Here is a 17,120-nt window from a genome sequence, read left to right on the forward strand (position 1 = left end):
AGAGAGCGAGATGATTTTGCACAAAGGAGAGGTCCTGTTCCGTCAAGGAGACGGCGGCCAGAATCTGTACAAGGTGAAGAGCGGGCTGTTTAAGGTGACAAGGCTCCATGAGAACGGGAACGTAGTGCTGTTCAACCTCCTGTATCCCGGTGAGACGGTCCCCCATCATTCCCTCATTTCACCGAAGGAGGCGCATGGAACGGCAGTAGCGATGATGAAAAGCGAGGTGGAGGTTATTCCGGCAGCCGAATGGTACCGCGAGATTCGCGAAAAGCCGGATAAAATGTTGGAGATTGCCCTGCTGCTCCAGGAGAAGGTGCGCTTTATGCAGACACGCCTCGACCATCTTACCGTCGGAACGCCGGGCGAGCGGCTTGAGCTGTTAACCCGCTGGTTTAACGAATACACACATGGCGCACCGCTGACGGATTTATTGACACAGGAGGAGATCGGGCAACTGATCGGCGTACGGCGTGAGACGGTCAATCGTCTGCTGCGCAATCAGGGCTGACGTACATTTTACATTAAGCTTGATGTTTTTTAATGGAAAACGGTTTTTAGTAGCATCGCCGCGTGGTATAATTAAATAAGAATACATCAAATTAGAGAAAGGATCAGGATACCATGTGTCCCCGAAGGACGATTCCCCAAAGGACGATTTGGAAACGTTATGATCTGTCTTATACTTAGCTTCCCTGTAGAAGGTGCGCGTACCGTTGCTTTTTGACGAAACCGCCTCTGCGAGGGAAGGGAGTATTGTATATGCGAAGGAGCAACATCTCCTCCGGTCATACCCGTCGTAGAGGCTTAAGGGACGTCTAAGCCGCCATTTACGATAAGGGGAGACCTTGTATGAGGAAACAAGACAGTGGCATGAGCTTGCTGCTTCGATTAACTGTCATTTTGTCCGGAACATTTCTGCTTGCATTTACTTACTATCACATCAATTATCAGAACCATCTAACCGAGGGCGGATTCGTAGGTTTGTCTCTGCTCGGCAAATATGTGCTAGGCATTTCGCCTTCATTATCCATTCTATTCTTGGATATTCCAGTACTCATATTCGCTATGATCTTCAAAGGAAGAGCATTCGTATTGAACACCTTCATCTCCGTAGGAGCCTTCACGGTATTCTACAGCATGATGGAGCATTATTCCGGCTGGGTCATCAACCTGCAGGATAACCTGCCGATTGCGGCGCTGTTGTCCGGCGTACTGACAGGTCTGGGAGCGGGAATGGTCCTGCGCGGCGGCGGGGCGAGCGGCGGTGACGATATTTTGTCGCTGCTGATCAGTGAATGGAAAGGAATTAAGGTAGGAACCGTATTTATCCTGATGGATGTTATCGTTCTGGCGTTATCGCTTTTCTATATGCCTCTCAAGGAAACGCTGTACACTGTAATGGCAGTAGTCGTTGCCGGTTATGTCATTACATTTACAACCTCTCTTGGCAGACCAAAGCTGAGCCAAGCTCCGAAAATCCAACCCAAGCTAAACAAGCCGCATGATGGTACAGTAATGTGACAATTTCAGAACAGCCCTGTTTCGGGGATAATCGAAAGGTCAGTCAGAATACGTTCAGGCTGGTCTTTTTGGTATGCGGAAGTTTGAAACGATTTGAGCACAGGACGCGTATATATCTCAGCCGTACAGACATAGGATTACAGTATATAGCCGAAAAAGCCTAACGCCTTTAGGCATGGGATGAATTGGCTTAGGACAAGGGATGTCTTTAGGCAGCTTAATTGTCCTACAATGTTGCAGTTATATGTTTAAACTGATACAATCGGTGTATGAGACAAGAATATAGAAGAACCACAACAACCGTATCGCTCATCAATTATCATTTTGTGTTTTGCCCACGATACCGAAGAAAAGTATTGACAGGGCAAGTAGAAGTGCGATTTAAAGAACTTGTACAGGAGCTTTGCACGCAAAACGATTGGCTCATTGTTGCTATGGAAGTGATGCCTGACCATGTTCATCTATTCCTAAACGTACTGCCAACCGATGCTCCAGCAGACATTATGGGTAAATTGAAAGGAGCAACATCAAGGGATTTGCGTCAAGAGTTTAAACATTTAAATCATCTGCCAAGCCTTTGGACACGGTCCTATTTTGTCAGTACAGCAGGGAACGTATCGAGTGAAACGATCAAGCGCTATGTGGAAGAACAAAAGACAAGGGGGTGAACCCGCTGTCACAAATCATAACCATTCAAATCAAACTGCTTCCAACCAGAGAACAGGCTTCAATTTTGCGTGAGATGAGTCAAACGTACATCTCCACCATCAATACGCTCGTTTCTGAAATGGTTGCTGAAAAGAAAAGCACCAAAAAATCCAGTAAGGATCTTTCAGTATCTTTGCCAAGTGCGGTCAAAAATCAAGCCATCAAGGATGCAAAAAGTGTATTCAAGAAAGCAAAGAAAAGCCATTTCACGATCGTTCCTGTTCTGAAGAAACCGGTCTGCATTTGGAATAATCAAAACTATTCTTTTGATTTCACTCATATTTCAATGCCAATTATGATGAATGGAGAAGCGGCTAAAACACCTATTCGTGCGTTGTTAGTCGATAAAGACCATCGAAATTTTGATTTGCTGAAACACAAATTAGGTACACTTCGCATCACGCAAAAATCAGATAAATGGATTGCACAAATTTCCGTCACCGTTCCAACAAGCGAAAAAGCAGGAACAAAGATCATGGGTGTAGATTTAGGTTTGAAAGTTCCTGCAGTCGCTGTAACAGACGATGATCAAACTTGTTTTTTTGGCAATGGAAGACAAAATAAGTATATCAGACGCAAATTTCAATCCAAACGGAAGAAGCTGGGTCAACGAAAGAAATTGAACGCGATTCGCAAGCTCGATGATAAAGAACAGCGGTATATGAAAGACCAAGACCACAAGATGAGTCGTGCGATCGTGCAATTTGCGGTAGAACATAAGATTTCTGTGATACGCTTAGAACAATTAGCGAACATCAGACAGACGGCAAGAACAAGCCGTAAAAACGAAAAGAGTTTGCATACGTGGTCATTCTATCGACTGTCTCAATTCATTGAATATAAAGCGAAGTTAGCGGGTGTAAAAGTGGAGTATGTGAATCCTGCCTACACCAGTCAAACGTGTCCCAAGTGCTCAGAAAAGAACAAAGCCCAAGATCGAACATATACATGTTCCTGTGGATTTGCAACCCATCGGGATCGAGTAGGTGCGATGAATATTCGATATGCACCTGTGATTGATGGTAACAGTCAATCAGCCTAGATAGCTATAGGCTCTGATCTAGGACGAGCTAATGAGCTAGCTCTTGACTTAGCAGTCTGCACAAAACAGAAATGGCTTGCGTGCGTTAACTAGCTAGGAATCCCACGGCTTTAGCCGTGTTGGAGGCTCAAATAGCACACATTTAGGAGGAATTATTGATGAGCGCTCATGAAATTGATTACGTGATAATGGGTGAGGAAATACAGTGTGTCGAGGTGCAGCTTGATCCCGGGGAGAGCGTTATCGCCGAAGCCGGAAGCTTCATGATGATGGACCCGGAGATTTCGATGGAGACGATCTTCGGCGACGGTACCGGATCACGTGGAGGCGGGCTGATGGGCAAGCTGATGGGGGCGGGCAAACGCCTGCTGACCGGGGAAAGCCTGTTCATGACCATCTTCACACATGCCGGACCCTATGGCCGGAAAAATGTAACCTTTGCCGCCCCATATCCGGGCAAGATCATCCCGCTCGATCTGCAGCAATACGGCGGAAAAATTATCTGCCAGAAGGATGCCTTCCTCTGCGCAGCCAAAGGCGTCTCAATAGGTATTGAGTTTCAGCGCAAGCTGGGTGTCGGCTTCTTCGGCGGTGAAGGCTTTATTATGCAAAAGCTCGAAGGAGACGGACTCGCCTTCGTCCACTCCGGCGGCTATATCATGGAGCGGACGCTGCAGCCTGGAGAGACGCTCAAGCTCGATACCGGCTGTCTGGTCGCTATGACCGCTTCCGTGGATTATAATATCGAGTTCGTCAAAGGCGTAAAGACCGCCCTCTTCGGCGGTGAAGGCCTGTTCTTCGCCACCCTGCGCGGCCCGGGCAAGATTTGGGTGCAGTCTTTGCCGTTCAGCCGGATGGCGGACCGCATCCTATCGGCTGCCGGCAATTCCGGCCGCAAGGAAGAGGGCAGCATCTTAGGCGGTCTGGGCAATCTGCTGGACGGCAAATAGGCTCGCGGGAAGGCTGCGGGATGCCGCTGCCCTGGCGGTGGTGCTTACCAAAACTAGCTAAAGCTAATATCAATGAACCAGCCGCCCCTCCCAGGCTTGCTCTAGAGGGGCGGCTGGTTTGCGCTGTTGCACATTGGACCGGGGAGAATTCTATCGCATGAAGCTCAGTAACAGAGGCACCGCTGGTCCCGATAATTGTATTTGCTGCAGTTAAAAAGCCGTCAAACCGGCTATTTTCATCAATAGCTGCATTTCGCGAAGTTAAAATATAGAAATAGACCCTTTTTGCGGAATGGAGCGATATATAAGTGTACGAAGTACAATTAACTGTATTTTCGCGGCCTAAGCTTCTCTTTTAATTGTATAGAATACAGTTACGTCTTCGGTCAGACTTCGGTCCAGCTTAGACCCACCTTGTGTCCAACTTAGGTCCACATATTTGACTACACCCCAGGGACTGGTTATATTATGGGGCAAACCCCTTAGCAAGCTAAGGCTGCAGACCGGAGGCTTGAAATGTTCAAAATTTTTATTATCGAAGACGACCGTGGACTGGTGACGCTGCTCCAGGAGTATTTACATAAGTTTGGTTATGAGACACAGGCGGTGAACGATTTTGAAGCGGTGCGGAGCGAGTTCGGGCAGTTTGCACCGCATTTGGTGCTGCTGGACGTGAATCTGCCCAAATTTGACGGATACTACTGGTGCCGCCAAATCCGCGGGCTTTCCACCTGTCCGATCCTGTTCATCTCCGCCCGCGACGGCAAAATGGACCAGGTGATGGCGCTGGAAAACGGGGCCGATGATTATATCACGAAGCCGTTTGATTATGAGATTGCCCTCGCTAAAATCAAAAGCCATCTCCGCCGGGCCTACGGCTCGTACGCCGGAGGCGGCAACGAGCGCAGCTTAACGGTGGCTGGGTTGCTGCTCGATGTGGAGCGGCTGGTTCTGGCGCGGGGCAGCGCCAAGATTGACCTGAGCCACACCGAAGCCAAAATTCTGGATGAGCTGATGCAGAAAGCCGGCTCCGTGGTTACCCGCGACCGGCTGCTGGAAAAAATTTGGGATGACCAGGTTTTTGTGGATGACAATACGCTGAATGTGTACGTGACTCGGGTACGCAAGAAGCTTGCGGCACTGGACATCACGGACGGCCTGCAAACCGTACGCGGTCAAGGCTACAAACTATGCGAGAATTGGGGGGAGGCGTAACATGAAGCTGTTTTTGCGGGAACAGACGCCGCTCATTGTAATTTACCTGGCCCAGCTCCTGATAATTACCCTAGTATACCGTTTGGACGGCGGCAGCGGAGTGAACGTCAGCTTGTATGCGGGGCTGCTCAGCACCTGCCTGCTGCTGGCTTATCTGGCGTACCGATTCATCTCCAACCGTTCCTTCTACGAACGCCTGCTGAACCTTCCCTCCTCGCTGGAGGAATCCGGCGGTCCTGCCCAAAGCTCACCGCTGGCAGAGAGCCTGCGCAGGCTGCTGGCCCATCAGTTCCGTCTGTACCAGAATGATCTGCACAGCTACCGCCATAAGCTGGAGGAGCATATTCATTTTATCAACCAATGGGTGCATGGGATGAAGACTCCGCTGTCAGTTATTCATCTGATTATACAGGACAAGGATGGTCCGCCTTTTACGGCGATTGGCGATGAGCTTGACCGGCTCAAAAAAGGGCTGGATACCGTGCTTTACACCGCCCGTCTCGATACCTTTGAGCATGATTTCTATGTGGAACGGCTTGACCTGGCGGCTATCGTGCGGGGCGTAACTTCAGAACAGAAACGGCTGTTCATCCGCAAACGGGTATTTCCGGCGATTTCAGTGGACAGCGGCGTATTCATTACCTCGGATGAAAAATGGCTGTCGTTCGTGCTGACCCAGCTAATTACAAATGCGCTGCGCTATACGGTGGAGGAGGGGCGTTTTGTCCATTTTCATGGTTTTGCCGACGACCAGGGCAGACCTGTGCTGGAGGTGCGCGATGAGGGGGTAGGCATTCCTCCGGGAGATTTACCCCGGGTGTTCGATCCTTATTTTACCGGCGTCAACGGGCGCAGCTTCCAGGAATCCACCGGGATGGGGCTATATCTGGTGAAGCAGATCTGCGGCAAGCTGGGGCATAGGGTGGAAATATCCTCGGAGGTCGGGAAGGGGACGGCTGTGAGAGTTCTTTTCTAAAGGCTCATTATTTGCTTTGCGTAGGCAATCCAATCCTTGTTATCGGTGTTGATTTCGATGGTTGGCAGGACTGATAGATTAGATTGTCTGCGTAATTCTGCTTGGGTTCTTATAAATTCATCTGCTGAATGTCTGATTTCTTCTTCGGCCAAGTGTATCCATTCATGAGGTGCTCGACTTTTCATTCTTTGCTCTACTTGTTCAGAAGAGACCGTTAATAATACACATTTAGCCCCAAGGTCGAGCAGCTCATGTTCTAATGCTTCGATTTGATGTATCGGTTCTGCGGGAAATGCTGCTCTGTGATTTAAATGAAATCTTTCCAGGATAAAAAATAATCCTCTCGAAGACCTGGAGGCATCCGGACCCAGAAAAGCAGCCCACTCATTTAATTGCCGCAGCATGTTAACCCTTTTTTGCAATAGCTGAAGATGCTCGTTGCGGTCTAGCCGTTTGAATTCGCCATGAACATTGTTTAAGACTTGGGAGTAATGCTCACTCAGGACAACGATGCTGCGTTCTGATGCTTCCTCTTGTGCTTGAAGCAACTTTAGCGCTTTTAGAACAGACGTTTTTCCGGCATTTGAATACCCTTCCAGAATAACTCCTCGTATATGTCTCACTTGAAACCTCCAGCGAACAAGTATTAGAAATTAATTATATCAAATGCGGTAGCGGATGATCAGCAGAATGACTGCAGACACCACAGCTAAAGATAAGGTATTCGTAATCAAAAAAGCCAAGCCTGCCCCCATTAACGTCAGGTTAACCGCATAAGCCTCCATCAGGACGATCCCCAGCAGCATTAAGAGGTATGCTCTTAAGCTTAGATCGGCAACGGACTTCGTCCTGACAATCCGCACAATCTGTGGAATCCAGCCGAGCGACAGAATAACTCCGCCAATCAGTTGCATAACCGAAAACAGCATCATACACCCCCATGATATCCTTATATCCAGCTTATAACGCTCCATATTCAATACATATCCTAATATTAGGCTCACGAGCCGGTTTTCTTGGAGCCCGCCGGAACCTTCTCTTCTTTTATTGTTGTATTCGGAGCAGCCCATAAGGGTTCCCTCCCGGCTTACAATTCTGTAAGGTGACTGTAAGTTTCAGAAATAGCGGCTGCAGTTTACTGTTTGTATAATGAAAGCAATCCAGCGAACGAAGGAGCGAAAGTACTTGCCCATATTAGACGTCCACAATTTATCCAAAATATATGAGGGCAAGGTGTCGATCCACGCGCTGAACCATATCCGCTTTGCCGTGGAGAAGGGAGAGTTCGTGGGCATCATGGGTCCGTCAGGCAGCGGCAAAACCACACTGCTCAACGTGATCGCCACCATCGACGAACCCACCTCCGGGGAGGTTATGATCAACGGCCGGAACCCGCGGAGTCTGGACCGTAAGGATAAAGCCCTGTTCCGCCGCAAGGAGCTTGGATTTGTGTTCCAGCAATTCAATTTGCTTGATACGCTCACTGTAGAGGAGAACATAGTACTGCCGCTGACGCTTGCGGGAGCCTCCGTGCCGGAAATGGAAGCCAGACTGCGTGAGGTGGTTAACAGATTGGATATCGGCGGACTGCTGCATAAGCGGACCTATGAAATCTCCGGCGGACAAATGCAGCGGGTGGCGATCGCCCGGGCGATGATTCACCGGCCCGCGCTGATTCTGGCGGATGAGCCTACAGGCAGCCTGGACTCCAAAACTGCTGCAGAGGTCATGAGCCTCCTGGCGGAGGTAAATGGGGCGGAAGGAACAACGATGCTTATGGTCACACATGATGCGGTGGCGGCAAGCTTTTGCCATCGGGTAATCTTCATCAAAGACGGGCGCTTCCACAGTGAGATGTACTGGGGCAGCAGCAGAGCAGCCTTCTTCCAGAACATCATCGACATGCTGTCGCTGCTGGGAGGAGCGGGTCATGACCTTTCGGCAGTTCGCTTATAGGAATGTAACGCGGAGCAAGCGGAAATATGCGGCTTATTTTGTCAGCAGCGCGTTTTCGGTGATGGTCTTTTTTCTGTGTGCGTTGTTTATCTTTCACCCGGCAATTGCCCGGGACAGAATTCTAAGCACGGCGGCGAACACGATGCTGGTGGCCGAGGGGATCATTTATGTGTTTTGTTCCCTGTTCGTGCTTGTATCTGTCGGCTCCTTCCTGCAATCACGCAAGCTTGAGTTCGGCATCCTGCTGATGCACGGCATGACGAAGCGGCAGCTCTACCTGATGGTTTTCCTGGAAAATATGATGATTGGCGGTTCGGCCATTCTCACCGGTACAGTACTCGGACTGCTGCTTGGCAAGCTGTTCCTGATGATCGGCTCCGGTTTTCTCGGAATCCCGCCGTTGGAATTCCACCTGAGCTGGCAAGCCCCGGTGCTGACGGTCTGCAGCTTTGTTCTACTGTTCATGCTGATCTCGCTGTCCACCTTTGCCTTCATTGGCAACGAATCGCCACGCGGCCTGTTCCAAGGCGGAGGCAGAGGAGCCTCCGAACCCAAGAAATCGGGTTGGCTGGCGCTGGTGTCAGGCCTGCTGCTGCTTGCCGGGTATGGCTTGGCGTCTGCTACAACAGCGACTACTATAGAGACTATGATGTTTCCTGTTGTGCTGATTACGATTGCCGGGACTTATCTTTTTTACACACAGCTCAGCCTGTACATCGTGGGGCTGCTGCGGCAGCTCCGCCGCTTCTATTGGAAGCATACACATATTCTCACGTTCTCGGGGCTGTCGCACCGCTGGAAGGACAATGGCCGGATGTTTTTTATGGTCACTATCGTATCGGCGGTCTCCTTCACCTCCGTGGGCGTGTTCGCCTCGATCCATACGTTGTCTAGGGAGCTGAAGCTGGATTATCCGGCGGCGGTTGGTTATGTGGCCAAGGGAGGCGAACGGGCTTCCTCTGAGGAGCGGGACTTGCAGGGAATTGCCGCAGAGCTGGAGCAGCTCGGGCTTCCTTACGAAGTGCTTGAAATTCCGCTTAAATATGCGGCGGTAGAATCACAGACGGGTCCTGACCGGACTCAGCGGCTGCCGCTGATGGCTTACAGTGATTATAAGCTGGCGCTGCAGCATGCGGGCTTTATCTCGAAGGAGCCGCCGCTGCAGGGGAACGAAGGGCTGGTGATGATCGGCTCCCAGCGGGACCGCAGTCTGATCTCTGAACGGGTCAAAGCAACGTATAAGCTTAAGCAGGGAACGTACATTCAAGAAATTGGATACACCCAGCATGTGCCTGTTGCCGAATATTTGCTTCCGGAGCTGGACGGCAGGGATGGCGGGGACTTCAGTGGACTGGTGATCAGCGACAGCCTATACAGCCGGATTGTCCCGGTGCAGCAGGACCGGTATACCGGGTTCTATGTGGAGGATTTTATCCGGACGGCTGAAGTAGCCTCAGCGCTTGCCCCCAAAGGAAAAGTGGCCTACGAGGCGGACTCCTCTTATGCCGTGGTAGTCAGCGGGACGCTGTTCGAGGTTCAGCGTACGCTGTACAGCACGATGCTGTTCGCTTCGCTGCTGGTCGGGACGGTCTTCTTCATTGCGGCAGGGAGCTTCCTCTATTTCCGTCTCTATACGGATCTGGACCATGACCGTCTGCAGTACTCGACCCTGTCGAAGCTGGGCCTTACCGACAAGGAGTTGGACCGCGTTGTCACAATGCAGCTTGCTACTATGTTTTTCGTGCCTGTTCTGCTGGCGGTTCTGCACAGTTTATTTGCATTTATCGCGCTGCAGCGGCTGTTTTACCTCTCTATTGCAGCCGAGACCGGGGCGGTGCTTGCCGGATATCTGGCAGCCCAGGCGCTGTATTTCTTCTTCATCCGCAGCCGCTATTTACGCAATCTCAAGAAAAATCTCATCTGATGCGGAGGGTTACGAATGAAATTATGGATTACAGATGTTATGGAGCAGTTCGGATATCTTGGTATTTTTCTGATGCTGGCTTTGGAAAATATTTTTCCGCCGATTCCTTCGGAGGTCATTCTGCCGTTCGGCGGCTTCATGACGATCAGCTCCGGGCTGACGATTCCCGGTGTGCTAATCGCCTCAACAGCGGGCTCGCTGCTCGGAGCGGTGATTCTGTACTGGATCGGCCGGCTACTGGATGTCAGCAGAATGGAGCGGATTGTGGACCGCTGGGGCAAGTGGATACGGGTCAAGAAGAGCGATATCCGCAGGGCGGACGCCTGGTTTGACAAATACGGATATTGGACGGTGCTGTTCTGCCGGATGGTGCCGCTGGTGCGCAGCCTCATTTCAATTCCGGCAGGGATGTCGGGGATGAAGTTCGGACTGTTCATGCTGTTTACAATGATTGGTACACTGGGCTGGAATACATTGCTCATTCTGCTGGGTGCTGCGCTGGGCGAGTCCTGGGAAGAAATCGGCGTTTACATGAATGCCTATTCCAATGTTGTATATGTTCTGATCGCCGGAGGAATCGTCGTGCTTGGACTGCTGTATTTCCGCAAACGCCAGCTTGCGGGCAAAGCCCGGGGATAGACAAAACCTATAATAAGGAGGAATATGCATGGAGCTGCTGACCATTATTAAAGCTATCATATTAGGAATTGTAGAAGGCTTGACCGAGTTTGCTCCGGTATCCTCCACGGGTCATATGATTATTGTCGATGATATGTGGCTGAAATCGCAGGAATTTCTCGGAAAATATACGGCGAACACCTTCAAGGTAGTCATCCAGCTAGGCTCGATCCTGGCCGTGGTCGTGATCTTCCGCAACCGGTTCATTGATCTTCTGGGCCTGAAACGGTTCAGCTGCAAGGAGCTGACGGCAGTGCCGGAAGGGCAGCCTCCGGTTGAAGGTGCAGGGCGGCTGAAGCTTGCACAGGTGCTAGTCGGCCTCATTCCTGCCGGCGTGCTCGGATTTCTGTTCGAGGATTATATAGATGAGCATTTATTCTCCACCTCTACAGTGCTAATTGGTCTGGTTATCGGAGCGATTCTGATGATCTGTGCGGACCGTTTCGCCCCTAAAAAGATCAAGACAAAGAGTGTCGATCAAATTACATATAGGCAGGCGTTATCGGTCGGCTTGATCCAGTGCTTCTCACTCTGGCCGGGGTTCTCGCGCTCCGGCTCGACGATCTCCGGCGGCGTTCTGCTGGGGATGAGCCACCGCGCCGCCGCCGACTTCACTTTCATTATGGCGGTGCCGATTATGGCTGGAGCCAGCCTGATTTCGCTGCTGAAGAACTGGCAGTATTTCACGCTGGATGCCTTGCCGTTCTTCATTGCCGGGTTCATCAGCGCATTTCTGTTCGCGCTGCTGTCCATGCGTTTTTTCCTGAAGCTGATCAACCGGATCAAGCTGATGCCGTTTGCCATATACCGGATTATTCTCGCCGTAGTGGTATACCTGGTCTGGTTCTAAAGCTATCAAATTTATAGCTTAGCTATTTCGAAAATGGCGGTGTCTTCTTACTCAGAAGGCGCCGCTTTTTCTGTTTGCTATAGGGAATGTGTATAGCCGGATTCGCTGGAATCTGTTGCGGCTTCCTGAAGCGGTACAGTATGATGGCATCAGCTTTTCGGACGAAAGACAGATTGATCATAATCGGAACAAAACTATAAACCGTATAGAATGCGAGGAGAAAGAATATGACAAACAAGATCACAACCAGCAATCTCGGTTATCCGCGAATTGGCAAGAACCGTGAATGGAAAAAGACGCTTGAGGCCTACTGGTCCGGTAAAATCAACGAAGAGACCTTCCGCGCCGAAATGGCGGATATTCAGCTTCAGCATTTGCAGGCCCAGCAATCAGCTGGCATAGATCTGATCCCGGTCAATGATTTCACCTTCTATGATCATGTGCTGGATACCGCCGTGATGTTCGGCATTGTCCCGCCGCGTTATGCGTATGACGGCGGCAGCGTACCGCTTGACCTGTATTTTGCGATGGCGCGCGGCAATGCTGCCGCCCCGGCTTGCGAAATGACCAAATGGTTCAATACGAACTACCATTATATCGTACCGGAGATCGGCAGCCAGACTCCCCGGCTGACCGAGAACAAGCCGCTTGCCGCCTACCGCTTCGCCAAAGCGCAGGCAGGCATTGAGGGCAAGCTGGTTATAGTCGGACTCTATACCTTTCTCAAGCTGTCCAAAGGCTTCCCGGCCGCTGAAATTCAGGAGGTTGCCACCCGGTTTCTTCCGGTATATGTGCAGCTCCTGCAGGAGCTGCAGCAGGAGGGAGTTGCGTGGGTGCAGATTGACGAACCCGCTATTGTGACCGGACTAGCCGAATCAGACATCGCTCTGCTGGAGACGATCTATCAGGAACTATCCGCTGCGGTTCCCGGGCTGAAGCTGATTCTGCAGACGTATTTCGAAGCCGCCGAGCCGCTGGAAGCATTGCTGGCTTTGCCTGTGCAAGCCATAGGCCTCGACTTCGTCCATGATGGCGGGGCCAACCTGGAGGCCATCGGACGTCTTGGCTGGCCTGAGGACAAAACTTTAGGCGCGGGCATTATCGACGGACGCAGCATCTGGCGCGCCGATCCCGATGCCAAGCTCGGGTTAATTGCGAAGCTGGCTGTTCATGTGCCGCTGGACCGGCTGATCCTTCAGCCATCCTCCAGCCTGCTCCATGTGCCGGTAACGGTACAGAGCGAAGCCAAGCTGAAGCCGGCAGTGAAGCGGGCGCTGGCCTTCGCCGATGAGAAGCTGGCGGAGCTTGGGCTGCTTGCCGCGGCTGCCGGCGGCGATACGGGAAGCTGGGCCGCTCAGCTCGCGGAGAGCCGTGAAGCGCTGGCCGTCTTCCGCGCACTCCCGGAACGCGGGCGCCAGGATGTGGCGGAGCAGGTCCGCAGGCTGGACAGCCTGCCGGACAGCCGCAGCCTGCCCTTCGCCGAGCGCCTGAAGGTGCAGCAGGAGAAGTGGAAGCTGCCTCTGCTGCCGACAACAACCATCGGCAGCTTCCCGCAGACGGCCGAGGTGCGCCAGGCGCGGCTCAAATGGCGCAAAGGCGTATGGAACCAGGAGCGCTATGACGGGTTTGTCCGCCGCCAGATTGCTGAAGCCATCACACTGCAGGAGGAGCTTGGCCTCGATGTACTGGTGCACGGGGAGTTTGAGCGGACCGACATGGTCGAGTTCTTCGGCGAGAAGCTGGCCGGCTATCTGTTCACCCAGAACGGCTGGGTGCAGTCTTACGGCTCACGCTGCGTGAAGCCGCCGGTCATCTACGCGGATGTCGCTTTTATCGAGCCGATGACTGTCAAGGAAAGCGTCTATGCCCAGTCGCTGACGAGGCTGCCGGTGAAAGGCATGCTGACCGGTCCGGTAACGATTCTGAACTGGTCGTTCGTCCGCGATGACCTGAGCCGCGAAGAGGTCGCCAAGCAAATCGCTCTTGCGCTCCGTCATGAGGTGCAGGCGCTGGAGGATGCCGGAATTGAGATGATTCAGGTCGATGAGCCGGCGATCCGCGAAGGCTTGCCTCTGAAGGCGGAGGACCATGCGCATTATCTGGATTGGGCGGTACGTTCGTTCCGTGTTGCGACAAATCATGTGAAGGATACAACCCAGGTTCATACCCATATGTGCTACAGCGAATTTAATGATATGATCGGAGCCATCTCGGCAATGGACGCAGACGTTATTTCCATTGAGACCTCGCGCAGCCACGGGGAGCTGATCGCCGCTTTTGAAGAAGATGATTATGATAAAGGCATTGGCCTCGGCGTCTATGACATTCATAGTCCGCGTGTACCGCAGGTGGAGGAAATGACCCAGAATATTGAGCGGGCGCTGCGCGTGCTGGATGCCGGGCAATTCTGGATCAATCCGGACTGCGGGCTGAAGACACGCGGCTGGGAGGAGACGGAGGCTGCGCTGCGCAACATGGTGCAGGCGGCAGGATTGGTGCGGGAGAAAACACTTGATAATCATTCTCAATCTTGCTAAAATGGGAACAAGAAAGAAGGAACCGTGGAGGGTTCCTTCTCAGCTTTAATTTATTTGCTTTCAAAGGTTTTGCAGTCTGTTTCATCAGCTTGTGAAGGCTGCTTGGAGCTGTGGTAAGCAACAAAGATGGATTCAGCGTTGCATTTGTTGTCTTCAGCCCAGTGGGTGCAGGAATTTACTGCGCATTTTACGTCTTTTGCCATGAGGGTCTCACCTCCCCTTATCGTGGAATGGCGGCATCCTTACATGAACTTTTCTGACCGGCAAGGTGGAGCTTGTCCGAACAGAACCTAACCCTTATCCCGCGCGGATATAGGGTTTTTTGGTGTTTTCTGTCTTCGAGAGACACCATCATTGTAGCAGATAACCCTGGGCCCCCGCAAACAGGAAACGGCTTCCCGGCTGGAAAAATTTCCGTTTTTCTGCAACCTTCCAGCTTTTGGAACGTCAGAGAAATGAGGCGAAAGAGACTAATAGACAAAGAGCTCATTTTGCCGCGGCAGTCTGTTCAAAAGAAGCGGATTTTTCACTACACTTTTGGAGGAATGAGTATGCACAAACGGGGTCAGTATTATCTGCATTATGTACTCGGGTTATTGATGCTTGCAATGGTTTTGGCGGGATGCGGGGCGGGAGGCAACAGCGATTCGGCTGCGGGGGCAGATACCTCCATGCTGAAGCAAGACTTTGGCAGCGACTCGGCTGCAAATACCGCGTCAGAAGCTGCACCAATGGAGAATACTGTGAAGTCCGAAGCTGAAGCTTCCAGCACAACCCAGGCCGTAGCTGCCGGCGGTGGAAGCAAGGCGGTGGACAGCTCCGGCGCAGATCAGGCGGCAAAAGGGGCGGCGGGGTTTACCGGCAGCGATGTTGTGGCTGGACTGAACAAGAAGCTGATCTACCACGCCAATCTTACCATGGAAGTGGAGGATTATGGCACGGCACAGACGGATGTGCGGAATATGATTACCCTTGCGAACGGCTATATTATCGAATTTAAGGAAGACCTGTCCGAATATGAGCAGGGTGGAACCTTTATTTTCAAAGTCCCGGCCTCCGGCTTCTCTTCTTTTCTGAACAGTCTGGAAAAGGTGAAGCATGAGAAGCTTCAGCGCAGCATTCAGGGACAGGATGTTTCGGAGGAATACGTGGACCTCGAATCACGCCTCAAAGCCAAGGAACTGATGGAGAGCCAATATATCGAGTTTATGAAAAAAGCGACCAAATCCTCAGACCTTGTGGCCTTTGCCAATCAGCTTGGCACCATTCAGGAGGAAATCGAGCAGATCAAGGGCAGAATGCGTTACATTGACCAGAACGTCTCCTTTTCTACGGTGGAGCTTCGCCTGTATGAGACGGATAAGAGTGTAGATATTAAGAAGGAGAAGGAACAAGATCCGCTGCTGAGCCGTGCTTCTGATGCGCTCCTGAGCAGCATGAAGGCTATATCGGTGATGTTTCAGTGGCTGTTTGTGTTCCTGGCCGGCGCGCTCCCGGTGTTGATTATTGCTGCGGTAATCGTGGCGATTGTGCTCTGGTACTTTAGAAAAGCAAAGCGGAAGGATGCTGAATCCATCCAGCGTCTCAGAGAGCTGAACCGCGAGAAGCAACCAGCGCCAAACCCTGAGGAAAAAGAGGAAAAGGAAGATAAGAAGCCGGAGTGATTTTTTACTATCCGCTGCACATGATAAAAAAGCCTCGGGCCCGCAGTTGGCGGGTTCGAGGCTTTGCCTATCTATGGTGCCATTCGCTTAAGCATGCTGAAACAGCACGCGGTACTCGCCGTAGCCTTCCTGCTCCAAATCCTCCTTCGGTACAAACCGCAGCGCCGCCGAATTGATGCAATAGCGTAAGCCGCCTGGTCCGGGGCCGTCATTGAAGACATGTCCAAGATGGGAATCGGCTGCTTTGCTGCGCACCTCGGTACGGATCATCAGGTGGCTGAGATCGGTTTTCTCCTTGACTGAATAATCGCGGATCGGGCGGGTGAAGCTCGGCCAGCCGCAGCCGGAATCGAATTTATCCCGGGAGCTGAACAGCGGTTCGCCGGATACAATATCGACGTAAATTCCATCCCCGTGATGATCCCAGAATTCGTTGCGAAAAGGCGATTCGGTTGCATTGTTCTGGGTCACTTCATATTGCAGCGGGGTGAGCCTTGCCTTCAGGCTGCTTTCATCCTCTTTGTATTTCCAGTGCTCCTCGATAAAAGCATCCCGGCCTGAGCCCTTGCGGTACCGTTTGTAGTGCCCGGGATTCTTGTGATGATAGCCCTGGTGGTACTCTTCGGCAGGATAAAAAGGCCCCGCCGGAAGAATCGGCGTCACAATGGGAGCGGAGAAACGCCCGCTTGCCTGCAGCGCCGCCTTGGAGGCTTCAGCCTGCTGCCGCTGTTCTTCGGAATGGGTAAAAATCGCTGTGCCGTATGAGGTTCCGCGGTCATAAAACTGGCCTCCGGCATCGGTAGGGTCAATCTGCTGCCAGAACAGCTCCAGCAGCTTGCTGTATGGGAAGATATCTGGATTGAACGTAATCTGCACCGCTTCCACATGTCCAGTGGTTTCCGAGCAGACCTCCTCATAGGTTGGGTTGACAGTATGTCCACCCGTGTACCCTGAGACGACCTCAATAATGCCCGGAAGCTCTTCGAAAGGGGATACCATACACCAGAAGCACCCTCCGGCAAATGTTGCTTTTTCCGTCATTAATATCCCTCCATTCATAGAATGCAATTAAATATGTCACAATGTAATTATAAAG

General features: G+C 51.7%; 17 protein-coding genes. 13 read left to right on the forward strand and 4 right to left on the reverse strand.

What is annotated here, in order from left to right:
* Positions 1-10: 10 nt before the first annotated feature.
* The 7 genes from ACX1DY_RS09850 to ACX1DY_RS09880 all read left to right on the forward strand — a co-directional run bounded on the left by ACX1DY_RS09850 (position 11) and on the right by ACX1DY_RS09880 (position 6,415).
* Positions 11-511 carry a Crp/Fnr family transcriptional regulator gene (locus ACX1DY_RS09850; protein ID WP_458964020.1) on the forward strand — a complete coding sequence of 167 codons (501 nt, stop codon included), beginning with the start codon at positions 11-13 and terminating at the stop codon, positions 509-511.
* Positions 512-852: 341 nt separating this feature from the next.
* Positions 853-1,524 (forward strand): YitT family protein, encoded by a 672-nt coding sequence (locus tag ACX1DY_RS09855; RefSeq protein WP_458964021.1) that lies wholly within the window; start codon positions 853-855, stop codon positions 1,522-1,524.
* 269 nt (positions 1,525-1,793) lie between these two features.
* Complete coding sequence (tnpA, locus tag ACX1DY_RS09860) at positions 1,794-2,192, forward strand: IS200/IS605 family transposase (protein WP_458964022.1); 399 nt, start codon at positions 1,794-1,796, stop codon at positions 2,190-2,192.
* A 5-nt stretch (positions 2,193-2,197) separates the two neighbouring features.
* Positions 2,198-3,274 (forward strand): RNA-guided endonuclease TnpB family protein, encoded by a 1,077-nt coding sequence (locus tag ACX1DY_RS09865; protein WP_458964307.1) that lies wholly within the window; start codon positions 2,198-2,200, stop codon positions 3,272-3,274.
* A 158-nt stretch (positions 3,275-3,432) separates the two neighbouring features.
* Positions 3,433-4,224 carry a TIGR00266 family protein gene (locus tag ACX1DY_RS09870; RefSeq protein ID WP_458964023.1) on the forward strand — a complete coding sequence of 264 codons (792 nt, stop codon included), beginning with the start codon at positions 3,433-3,435 and terminating at the stop codon, positions 4,222-4,224.
* A gap of 516 nt (positions 4,225-4,740) precedes the next feature.
* Positions 4,741-5,439, forward strand: coding sequence for a response regulator transcription factor (locus ACX1DY_RS09875; protein WP_458964024.1), 699 nt, complete (start codon positions 4,741-4,743; stop codon positions 5,437-5,439).
* A 1-nt stretch (position 5,440) separates the two neighbouring features.
* Complete coding sequence (locus ACX1DY_RS09880; protein WP_458964025.1) at positions 5,441-6,415, forward strand: sensor histidine kinase; 975 nt, start codon at positions 5,441-5,443, stop codon at positions 6,413-6,415.
* Here ACX1DY_RS09880 and ACX1DY_RS09885 read toward each other — a convergent pair.
* Together ACX1DY_RS09885 and ACX1DY_RS09890 are read right to left on the reverse strand one after the other, a co-directional pair.
* On the reverse strand, positions 6,412-7,038 hold the full coding sequence (locus tag ACX1DY_RS09885; RefSeq protein ID WP_458964026.1) for a hypothetical protein: 627 nt from the start codon (positions 7,036-7,038) through the stop codon (positions 6,412-6,414). The two genes, ACX1DY_RS09880 and ACX1DY_RS09885, sit on opposite strands and share 4 nt — an antisense overlap.
* A gap of 39 nt (positions 7,039-7,077) precedes the next feature.
* Complete coding sequence (locus ACX1DY_RS09890; RefSeq protein WP_458964027.1) at positions 7,078-7,344, reverse strand: PQ-loop domain-containing transporter; 267 nt, start codon at positions 7,342-7,344, stop codon at positions 7,078-7,080.
* Positions 7,345-7,600: 256 nt separating this feature from the next.
* On the opposite strand from ACX1DY_RS09890, the gene ACX1DY_RS09895 reads away from it, so the two are divergent.
* From ACX1DY_RS09895 to metE, 5 genes are all read left to right on the forward strand, one after another.
* Positions 7,601-8,371: an ABC transporter ATP-binding protein gene (locus ACX1DY_RS09895; RefSeq protein ID WP_458964028.1), complete on the forward strand. Its 771-nt coding sequence runs from the start codon at positions 7,601-7,603 to the stop codon at positions 8,369-8,371.
* Positions 8,346-10,295, forward strand: coding sequence for an ABC transporter permease (locus tag ACX1DY_RS09900; protein WP_458964029.1), 1,950 nt, complete (start codon positions 8,346-8,348; stop codon positions 10,293-10,295). The genes ACX1DY_RS09895 and ACX1DY_RS09900 overlap by 26 nt, the downstream gene beginning before the upstream one ends.
* Before the next feature lie 15 nt (positions 10,296-10,310).
* Positions 10,311-10,934 (forward strand): DedA family protein, encoded by a 624-nt coding sequence (locus tag ACX1DY_RS09905; RefSeq protein WP_458964030.1) that lies wholly within the window; start codon positions 10,311-10,313, stop codon positions 10,932-10,934.
* Positions 10,935-10,962: 28 nt separating this feature from the next.
* Positions 10,963-11,823: an undecaprenyl-diphosphate phosphatase gene (locus ACX1DY_RS09910; protein WP_458964031.1), complete on the forward strand. Its 861-nt coding sequence runs from the start codon at positions 10,963-10,965 to the stop codon at positions 11,821-11,823.
* A 227-nt stretch (positions 11,824-12,050) separates the two neighbouring features.
* A complete protein-coding gene (gene metE, locus ACX1DY_RS09915) occupies positions 12,051-14,360 on the forward strand; it encodes a 5-methyltetrahydropteroyltriglutamate--homocysteine S-methyltransferase (RefSeq protein WP_458964032.1) in 2,310 nt (769 codons plus the stop codon).
* Positions 14,361-14,410: 50 nt separating this feature from the next.
* On the opposite strand, the gene ACX1DY_RS09920 is transcribed toward metE, so the two are convergent.
* Positions 14,411-14,563 carry a DUF1540 domain-containing protein gene (locus tag ACX1DY_RS09920; protein WP_458964033.1) on the reverse strand — a complete coding sequence of 51 codons (153 nt, stop codon included), beginning with the start codon at positions 14,561-14,563 and terminating at the stop codon, positions 14,411-14,413.
* A gap of 348 nt (positions 14,564-14,911) precedes the next feature.
* Between ACX1DY_RS09920 and ACX1DY_RS09925 the strand changes: the two genes are divergently transcribed.
* Positions 14,912-16,024, forward strand: coding sequence for a DUF4349 domain-containing protein (locus ACX1DY_RS09925; RefSeq protein ID WP_458964034.1), 1,113 nt, complete (start codon positions 14,912-14,914; stop codon positions 16,022-16,024).
* A gap of 87 nt (positions 16,025-16,111) precedes the next feature.
* Here the strand turns inward: ACX1DY_RS09925 and msrB are convergent, their stop codons facing one another.
* Entirely contained in the window at positions 16,112-17,065 is a 954-nt protein-coding gene (gene msrB / locus ACX1DY_RS09930; RefSeq protein ID WP_458964035.1) for a peptide-methionine (R)-S-oxide reductase MsrB, read from the reverse strand.
* Positions 17,066-17,120: the final 55 nt, after the last annotated feature.

The organism is Paenibacillus sp. BAC0078 (assembly GCF_054483875.1).

Bases quoted from the DNA above. Each gene is read 5' to 3' on its own strand.
- metE (WP_458964032.1), top strand. From the start codon at position 12,051: ATGACAAACAAGATCACAACCAGCAATCTCGGTTATCCGCGAATTGGC.
- ACX1DY_RS09910 (WP_458964031.1), top strand. From the start codon at position 10,963: ATGGAGCTGCTGACCATTATTAAAGCTATCATATTAGGAATTGTAGAA.
- msrB (WP_458964035.1), bottom strand. From the start codon at position 17,065: ATGACGGAAAAAGCAACATTTGCCGGAGGGTGCTTCTGGTGTATGGTA.
- ACX1DY_RS09880 (WP_458964025.1), top strand. From the start codon at position 5,441: ATGAAGCTGTTTTTGCGGGAACAGACGCCGCTCATTGTAATTTACCTG.
- ACX1DY_RS09890 (WP_458964027.1), bottom strand. From the start codon at position 7,344: ATGCTGTTTTCGGTTATGCAACTGATTGGCGGAGTTATTCTGTCGCTC.
- ACX1DY_RS09905 (WP_458964030.1), top strand. From the start codon at position 10,311: ATGAAATTATGGATTACAGATGTTATGGAGCAGTTCGGATATCTTGGT.
- ACX1DY_RS09920 (WP_458964033.1), bottom strand. From the start codon at position 14,563: ATGGCAAAAGACGTAAAATGCGCAGTAAATTCCTGCACCCACTGGGCT.
- ACX1DY_RS09900 (WP_458964029.1), top strand. From the start codon at position 8,346: ATGACCTTTCGGCAGTTCGCTTATAGGAATGTAACGCGGAGCAAGCGG.
- ACX1DY_RS09875 (WP_458964024.1), top strand. From the start codon at position 4,741: ATGTTCAAAATTTTTATTATCGAAGACGACCGTGGACTGGTGACGCTG.
- ACX1DY_RS09870 (WP_458964023.1), top strand. From the start codon at position 3,433: ATGAGCGCTCATGAAATTGATTACGTGATAATGGGTGAGGAAATACAG.
- ACX1DY_RS09850 (WP_458964020.1), top strand. From the start codon at position 11: ATGATTTTGCACAAAGGAGAGGTCCTGTTCCGTCAAGGAGACGGCGGC.
- ACX1DY_RS09855 (WP_458964021.1), top strand. From the start codon at position 853: ATGAGGAAACAAGACAGTGGCATGAGCTTGCTGCTTCGATTAACTGTC.
- tnpA (WP_458964022.1), top strand. From the start codon at position 1,794: ATGAGACAAGAATATAGAAGAACCACAACAACCGTATCGCTCATCAAT.
- ACX1DY_RS09925 (WP_458964034.1), top strand. From the start codon at position 14,912: ATGCACAAACGGGGTCAGTATTATCTGCATTATGTACTCGGGTTATTG.